The organism is Novipirellula sp. (assembly GCF_041583735.1).
Lineage (GTDB): Bacteria > Planctomycetota > Planctomycetia > Pirellulales > Pirellulaceae > Novipirellula.
In genome coordinates this window covers 1-8,943 of the sequence record NZ_JBFHFD010000348.1, presented here as the reverse complement: position 1 = coordinate 8,943, position 8,943 = coordinate 1, and the positions used below count along the sequence as shown (strand labels likewise).

General features: G+C 55.6%; 4 protein-coding genes. 2 read left to right on the top strand and 2 right to left on the bottom strand.

The window, feature by feature from the left end:
• Both ABX962_RS22080 and ABX962_RS22075 read right to left on the bottom strand, forming a co-directional pair.
• Nucleotides 1–2,474: efflux RND transporter permease subunit (locus ABX962_RS22080; protein WP_372722370.1), on the bottom strand; the 2,474-nt coding region annotated here is incomplete at its 3' end.
• A gap of 169 nt (nt 2,475–2,643) precedes the next feature.
• Nucleotides 2,644–4,026, bottom strand: coding sequence for an efflux RND transporter periplasmic adaptor subunit (locus tag ABX962_RS22075; protein ID WP_372722368.1), 1,383 nt, complete (start codon nt 4,024–4,026; stop codon nt 2,644–2,646).
• Nucleotides 4,027–4,265: 239 nt separating this feature from the next.
• Between ABX962_RS22075 and ABX962_RS22070 the strand changes: the two genes are divergently transcribed.
• Nucleotides 4,266–5,525: a PQQ-binding-like beta-propeller repeat protein gene (locus ABX962_RS22070; protein WP_372722366.1), complete on the top strand. Its 1,260-nt coding sequence runs from the start codon at nt 4,266–4,268 to the stop codon at nt 5,523–5,525.
• 1,305 nt (nt 5,526–6,830) lie between these two features.
• Nucleotides 6,831–8,594 (top strand): arylsulfatase, encoded by a 1,764-nt coding sequence (locus tag ABX962_RS22065; RefSeq protein WP_372722365.1) that lies wholly within the window; start codon nt 6,831–6,833, stop codon nt 8,592–8,594.
• Nucleotides 8,595–8,943: the final 349 nt, after the last annotated feature.

Below are 8,943 nucleotides of genomic sequence, written 5' to 3'. Positions count from 1 at the left end.
TTGGTCGTGTTCACCACTTCGGTGTCAGTATCCGCCGTCAGAGTCACGGTCCGCCAGCCATCGACGCGTGAGATCTTAGACCATCCATAGGTCACTTCCAAATCAGCAACCGATTGCAATGGAACCTGAATCCCACCAGCCAGAATAAATTGGAAGTCCAAAAACGATCCCAGCGTGTCCCGGCTTTCGGGGGCCAATTGGACATTGATTTCATATTGGTCCACTCCCGCTTGGATGTCACTGATCTTTGCCCCCTGGAACGCTGTGCTCAGCTGACTCGCCATCGCTTGCACATTCAAACCAAGTGCCACCGCATCGGGTCTTAGACGCAAGCGAATCTCTTGCTTGCCGGGTCGAAGGTCGGTGTTGAAGTTGTAAACCCCGGAGTACCGAGCCATCCATTGCTGAGTCTCGAGAGCGGCGGATTGAGCGATGTGCAAGTCGTCGCTTTTAAACAGCACCTCGACCGCCCGTCCCGCCGGCCCACGGGTCGCTTCGGCGATCGTGACTGAAATCGCATTGGGAACCCGCCCGACTTCCTCCCGCAACGCTCGAATGAATTCTGCGGTGGAGGTGTTTCGTTCATCGGGCTGGAGCATCCGAATCGTCACCGTCGCAACGTGCGGCCCCGATTCACCCGCGTCACTGTTCTCATTGAACTTGGACATTACCGTACGCACCAGATCGTCGCCGGTCGGCTGATCTGGGAACCGATCGTTCGCTCGCGCCACCGCGTCGTTGATATCGCGGACGATTGCTTCGGTTTTGCTCAGCGGCGTTCCCTGCGGCATCAACACACGCGCTTCGACCATGTCGCCTTCCAAATCCGGAAAGGGTATGAAGTTCACGACCCCTCCGGCGACCATCGCCAACGCCATGATGAACGTCGCAATCGACAACCCGATCGACAGGAACCGCCAATGGATCGCCAAATCAATCAACTTGCCGAACACATTCTCACGAACCCAATCGACCGCAGCGTCAATCTTCGCTCTTAGCCCTCGGGGAGCATTCGCATCGGTGGGCTTTATCGAATGGCCGAGGTGAGCGGGAAGAATCAGAAACGCTTCGACCAAACTGATTGCCAGCGTCGTCAACAACACCATCGGGATCACACGAAGCACTTTTCCGATATGGCCTTCAAGTACTGCCAATGGCAACAGCACGCAGCATGTCGTTAGAAACGACGAGACCACACCACCGGCGACTTCCTTGACGCCATCGACCGCCGCCCGCATGGGATGTTTCCCCAGCGAAACATGTCTGGCAATATTCTCAGCGATCACAATCCCATCGTCCATCAATATCCCAGTCGCCATCAAGATCGCCACCGAGGACATCATGTTCAGGGTTTGTCCGATCAGCGGCAGCACAAAGAAGGCTCCCATGAACGAGACCGGCAGACTCATCACCACCCAAAATGAAAGTCGCACGTTGAAGAAAACCCACATCACCAGGAACACCAGCACGATGCCTTGCCAAGCGTTCTTGGCCAACAACGTCAACCGCTGAACGATCAGGTCCGATTCATCATTCGTGATGGTGATCTGCAATTGCGGTTGCCGCTGCTGTTCCTTGACCACGAACTCACGCACCACCTCGGCGATTTTGGTGGTGTCTTGCGACGTCGTCTTGTTGACTTGGATGATGCCTGCCCGTTGGCCTGCGATCCAAGCCTCTTGTTCGGCGTCCGCGAACCCGTCGACGACGCGTCCGATATCGCGGATCCGGACTTCCGACCGGCCGGTCACTCCATGGACAACAATCTCTTCAATGTCTTGCGGCGTCTGTTGTTGCTCGACCAACCGCAACAAAATGTCCTCGTGTTCGGATTCGATCGTTCCGACCGGCAAATCCAAATTCTGGCTGCGAACGGAAGCGGCCACCATCTCGGCCGACAAACCCAGCCGACGCAGTGCTTCGACATCCAATTCAATGCGAAGCTGTCGATCCGAGAACCCTTGAATCTCGACCAGCGACACTCCGGGCAATCGCTTGAGTTGTGTCTTAAAACCTTCGCAGTAATCCTTCAGCGAGTCTGGATCGACGGGGCCGCTGATCGCAATCGTCATCACCGAATCCGTGCGGTTCAGTTCGGTAATGAACAGATCCTCGGCTCCATCGGGAAGATCCGAGATCGCTTCCACTTCCGTTTCGATGTCATTGAGGGCCTCCGACAAATCGGCTTGCTCCTCGATCTCGACCACGATCGAGGCATAGCCCTCTTGGGCGCTACTGGTCACCTTTTTAATGTTCTGGATCCCGTCCAGCGCGTCTTCGATCGGCAAGCAAATTCCTTGCTCGACATCCTCGGCCGACGCACCGCGATAGGTCATCACGATTTGGACTTCCGAACTGTCAAAGTTAGGAAAGGTTTCCTTCTGCAGTCGCGGGATGGCGTACAGCCCCAACCCGATGAAGGACAACATCAGCACGTTGGCCAATGTGCGGTGATTGACAAATTTCTCTAGCACAAAAGTGTTTCCGAATCAGCGAAGTATTGTCTCAAGGATGGTGTGGCAGCTTGGTAGTGGACGAGGCAACGAGTCCCGTATTTTGGCTCTTACCGAGGGCACGAGTCCCACGATGACGGACTCGTCGCCTCGTCCACTACGGTTTGCGGTACTTAGCAGCGAAACGCGATCACAGATCCGTATCACTCGCTGCGACCGAAGCGATCAGGTCCTCGGCGGCCTCTTTCGCCTCGATCGGTTCGACCAACATTCCAATGATCGCTGGCGACGGATTTGCGATCACGAGGCGTTCGCCACCGTTCAGCCCCGAGGCAACGACCGCGTAGTCGTCTTGCGTGAACATCAGCTCAACGTCCTGGGTGGTCAACCGGTTTTGATCGTCAAGCAGGTACACCGATCCATTGCGAATTGCTCGACGCGGGATCACGACTTGGTCGGATAGCGTCGTGCCAAATACATCCACGTCGCAAAACACACCTTCCAACAAGGGCGGCTGAGGATGCTCTTGTTGGGGTGGCGGAACGTTTTCGACACCCACCACGAACCCCACCATCTTGGTCTGAGCATCCACGACTTCACGGACACGCAAGAAGCGGCCCTTGTAGGATTCGGTCAACTCGCTTCCTGCGACGTTGACCACCGCGTCAAACGCGAACGCTTCCCGGAATGCGGCCTGTGTAAATTGCTCATCGATCTTGGTTCGGTCAACTTCAGCGACAAGCAACCGGTGAATGTCATACAGCGACAGCTGAGCTTCGACTTCCATCTCGGCTCCGCTGTAACCCTCGAACAGATTCTCGCCCACACTGACGTATTGCCCGACTTCCAATTGCACCTCGCCCACACGCATCCGAAAGGGCGCGGTGATTGTGGTTCGTTCAATGTCCCGCACCGCCTGTGTTTTCTGGACTTCGGATTGACGCCGAGCCGCCTGCAAGGCTTTGACTTGAGGGCCGATCAACGCGATGCTGTTTTCCAGATCCTGCACGGCTTTTTGTTGAACCAGCAATTCGCGACGTTTCGAATCGATCGCAGAACCCGATCCCGCTTGCCGAGACAAAAGCGTCTGTTCACGATCAAATTCCCGCTGCACGACACCGAGGGCTTCATTTTCAAGTGCGAGACTCTTCTTGGCGTTCTCGACCGATTGTTCCAACTGTTCGATTTCGGCGTCTTGCTGGTCGATCGTGGCATTCAACTGATCGACCAAGGAGCGATAATCGGAATCGTCAATCTCAAGCAGCACCTCGCCTTCTTGGATCATGGATCCAGGACGAAGCTCGGGATGAATTTGATCGATGCGTCCTTCGACCTGCGTGACCGCTCGCCAAGATCTCGCGTACTTGGCGGTTCCATACCCGCTGACTTTTGGACGAACGTCCATTCGCTGAACCACCACCGTTTCGAGCATCCGAGAGGTTTCAGCCTCGGTTTGCGCCGTCAACGGTGGGGAATGTTTGACCAACCAAGCATAGGCTACGACGGCCAAAACGATTGGCGGGATCACCATCAACCGCTTGCCCCACGTTCCCCATAGCACTGCGGACTTCATACTGCATTCTTTCTCGTTGCATCTTCTCAGGACCCCAAGCTCGCGGGTACTCGGATTAGCCACCAGGCGAGCTTCTACCTCTAATGATGCGAAATCAGAAGACGACGAGGGCCAAAGAAAATGGAGGTCTCCCGAGGTTTAAGTCGAATCAGGCAGCCAACATGCTCAACACAGCACATCTGGCGAGGGGGTGCGGTATCATGGTCGGGATCCTTCCAAAAATTCAAAGAGATTTTGTCATGCGTTTGCTGTTTTGTGCGATGGTTTTCGTGGCCGGTTTGTCGGCAGTCCCAAGCTCGTTATGCGGCCAAGATTGGACTCGATTTCGAGGCCCTAATGGACAGGGCGTTACGTCGGAAAGTGATTTACCGCTGAACTGGTCCGGCGACAGCAACATCGCTTGGAAGACGCCGATCCCGGGACAAGGCTGGTCGTCGCCGATCGTGTCGGGTGACCACGTCTTTGTGACAACTGCGACCGATGGTGGCGCGTCATGCCGAGTGATCGGGATCGATCGCAAGAGTGGCGAAGTGCTTTGGAACACCGAAGTCCATCGCCAGGTGCCTGGCCCCAAGCGAGCGCAGAACTCCTATGCCACGCCGACCCCGGTATCCGATGGCAAACGGGTCTACGCCGCCTTCTACGATGGCACGGTGGTTGCGGTCGACTTCGACGGCAAACGAGTGTGGAAGAACGAAGAGGTCGATTTCCATAGCCTGCATGGCCTTGGCGCATCGCCGATGCTTGCCGGCGAACTGCTGATCATGCCGTTCGATGGCAGCAGTCCCCAGGAGCAGCGAGTCGGTTGGAAGGAGCCGTGGGACCAGGCCGTCCTGCTGGCGATCGATACGGAGACTGGCAAAACGAGATGGCGCGGCAAGCGGGGACTGTCCCGAGTCGGACATGTGACGCCGATCGCAATCGACAATGGGCAAACGGTAATCAGTGCTGGTGGCGACCGCGTGCAGGCACACGACGTCAAAACAGGCGAGCGAATTTGGTCGGTCTACAGCCAGGGCGAGGGCGTGACACCCTCACCCGTACTCGGCGAAGGCTTGATCTTTACCTCGTCTGGTTTCGAAGAGCCGACGATCCGAGCGATTCGCCCAGGCGGACGCGGGGATGTGACCGAATCGCATATTGCCTGGGAACAAACACGCGGCGTTCCGGCGTTGCCATCGCCGCTGTACGTCAAGCCGTATCTCTACACGATTTCTCGCGACAACATCCTGTACTGTCTTCAGGCGGCAACGGGTGACATTGTCTGGCAAGAACGACTCGGCGGCAACTATTCCGCATCGCCACTGCTAGCGGACGGCCGAATCTATATCACCTCCGAAGAAGGCGTCACCACGGTGATTGAGCCCGGGGCGGAATACAAGAAGGTTGCCACGAATAAGCTGGAGGGGAAAACGATGGCATCGATCGCGGTCTCGCAAGGCAATTTCTTCTTGCGCAGCGGAGACTCGCTGTACTGCATCGGCAACCCACCACGCTGATGGACCCGCGGTGCTTACGCCGAAGTCCGCGTCGATTTTTTCTTTCTCGCGATTAGTACGTGCAATCGCAGCGAACGTGAGTCCGTTGATCGGGAAAACCAAGCATAGCTGCGGTCACCTCTCCGCAGTCGAAGGAGACTGCTGATTTAACTGGCACGCGAATAGGCCGGAGGCCGAAACATGACCTGCCGTTGGCGTGAGCCAACGGTTTAGAGTTGTCGCAAGTGAATAGTCACGAAGTGACGACAGGCTGTAGCCATGGACGTGAGTCCATGGAAGAGGACGCATCCCAGTGCACAGTCTCGCGAAGCGATGGCAGGTGTTGCGGCCAGAGTGCAACGCACCTGAGCTGCAGCGAAAAGGTTAAAAGATGTTAGATTAAAAAATGGAGACCACGGCAGCAATCGTGTTCTATGTCGAATCGCGATGGCAGTCTCATTTTTCTGTCGCACCAATTTTTCTGTCGACCTTTCGTCCGCGCACACCCTGTCGTTCCATCGATTCTGAGTCTGGCCTGTTCCAGCGTGCAAGCTCGCTCGCACCGCATGAGAGGACAGAAAGATTGGTGCGACAGAAAGATTTTAAAGAAAACGCTCTGTCCCATCGATCTCGGTACCACCCAAGCAACTCGATCCATTCTGTCCTTCCAGTCGCAACGCGACGACAGGCTGTAGCCATGGACGTGAGTCCATGGTTCGGGGGCAAACACGACGACAAAGCCCCGAAGGGGCGGCAGGAATCGCAGGGGTGGAATCTCCTGTCGTCCCTTCAGGACTTACGGCGTATGACGCGAGTTCCATGGGCTGACGCCCATGGCGACAACATGCCGCCACTTCGTGGCTGTTCGTGAGTCCCGCAGCGACGGCAGGTGTCGCGGCCACCGTGGAACGCACGATCAATGCAGCGAAAGGTTAAAAGAAGAGAGATCAAAAAAATGGAGACGACGCCGGCAATTGTGTTCTGTCACGAATCGCAATGGCAGTCTCATGTTTCTGTCGCACCAATTTTTCTGTCGACCTTTCGTCTGCGCACACCATATCGTTCCATCGATTCTGAGTCTGTCCTGTTCCAGCGTGGAAGCTCGCTCACACCGCATGAGAGGACAGAAAGATTGGTGCGACAGAATGATTTTAAAGAAGACGCTCTGTCCCATCGATCTCGGTACTACCCAAGCAACTCGATCCATTCTGTCCTTCCAGTCGCAACGCGACGACAGGAAAGTGCTTCTCTACACCACCGGCGGCGAAACTGAGTACGATTAAAAGTCGTCATTCCTTAAACGCACGCAGAATCGATCAAGTCATCATGAGCTATCGAACGAGTTTTCTTATCGCTGTTGTTGTTTTAGCTGCGATCTCGGCGAGGTCCAACGCGTCCGAACGACCAGCGGAAAGAACTGAGAAACCCAATGTTATTTTGATCGTCACTGACGACCAGGGCTACGGCGACATGTCTTGTCATGGAAACCCATGGCTCAAAACACCCAACCTGGATCGGCTTTGTGTCGAAGGCGTAAGCCTGGAGAACTATCACGTCGATCCAGTTTGCACGCCGACACGCGCTGCGTTGATGACCGGACGGTATTCGACGCGTGTGGGAGCGTGGGATGTCACCCAGGGCAGACAACTACTCGCGTCCGACGAACGAACCATGGCGGATGTCTTCTCCGATTCCGGTTATCGAACCGGCATGTTTGGCAAATGGCACCTGGGTGACACGTGGCCATACGCGCCTCGTTTTCGCGGATTTCAGGACGTCGTTCGGCATCTCGCTGGCGGCATCGACGAAATCGGCAACCCGATCGGTAACGACTATTTTGATGACACCTATTATCGCAACGGCGTCCGCGAAAAGATTGACGGGTATTGCACGGATGTGTTTTTCGCGGAGTGCGAGCGGTTTGTCACGCAACCGTCGGACATACCATTTTTTGTCTATCTGCCACTTATCGCGATGCACGGACCGCATACGGTCGCCGAAAACTATTCGGCTCCGTTTCGAGCCCAAGGTCATTCAGAGAAACGGTCAAAGTTCTTTGGCCAGATCATCAACTTTGACGAAAACCTGGGCCGCTTGTTCGATGCATTACAGAAGAACAAGCTTGCCGAGAACACGATTGTCATTTTTATGGGAGACAATGGTACCTCCGAGGGCGCAGACGGTCGTAATCCTGATGACGGATTCAATGCGGGCCTGCGAGGAAAGAAGGGTTCCGTCTACGAAGGTGGACATCGCGTCGCGTGCTTTGTCCGCTGGCCAGCCCGGTTGGACGCGGGGAAACAGATCAAACGATTGACATCTTGTCGAGACTGGCTGCCAACGCTGATCGATTGGTGTGAATTGGATGTGGCCGATGGCAAGCGTTTCGATGGTCAGAGCATCAAACCACTGCTGGTCGGGGAAAGCGACGAATGGGAACCCCGAACGCTTTTTGTCCAGCGACAGGCGGACCAACCCAAGCTTCTACTCGACCGCAAAGGCGACAACCAACGCCGCTTTCCACACTACGGCGTGCTCACAGAAGCGTGGCGGTTGGTCGACGGCGAACTCTACAACATCAGCGAGGATCCTGGTCAGACGAAAGACCTCGCGAAGCAGCATCCTGAGGTCGTCCAGGAGCTGAAGTCCAGCTACCGCCAACATTTCGCAGACGTCTTTCGCCATGACGCACCGTATGTGCGATTTCAGCTCGGTGATAGCCGCGAGAATCCGACGTTGTTGACGGTGCGTGATTGGCATCCGACCGAAGGCGATGTGATTTGGAGGCAAGAACAACTAGCCGACGACACTCGGGCGATCAACGGATTTTGGACGGTGGAGGTGACCCAGCCTGGTCGTTACGCAATTCGACTAGCCCGATTTCCCGACGATTCGCCTGCGTCGATGGAGGCAACCAAAGCGGTGTTGCGTCTAGGTGACCAGAAGCTTGAGAAACAAATCAGCAAACGCGACATGTCGGTCACGTTTGAATTGGAACTTTCAGCAGGCCCGGCGATTTTACAAAGCTGGCTCAGTGACGATGAAGGCGTTGTCCGCGGAGCCTATTTTGTGAGCGTGAAACGGATTTGATTCATCATCGACACGCAAGTCGTATCGGCTGCGACTCCGTTGCGGTTGGGAGAAAACGCATGTTTTCGGGTTTACACTTTGGCGGTTCGCGACATTCCCCGTCAAACAGGCCAAACCTGGACCGCTAAAACTTTGGTATTGACGTGATTTTTGGTTGCGCTGGCTTGCCGGACCTAACAAGCAGCGGTGGGGCGTGAAGTGATATCGCACCGGAGCAAAGTCGCTCGAAGACGTCACGCGTCTTTACGAAGAGATGCTTCGCGGCATGATGTCAACGCCGTATTACATCGGCTGGCATCACTGCGGCTACATCGAGCAGTGGGATGCATCCGAACGAGGCGACGCGCCC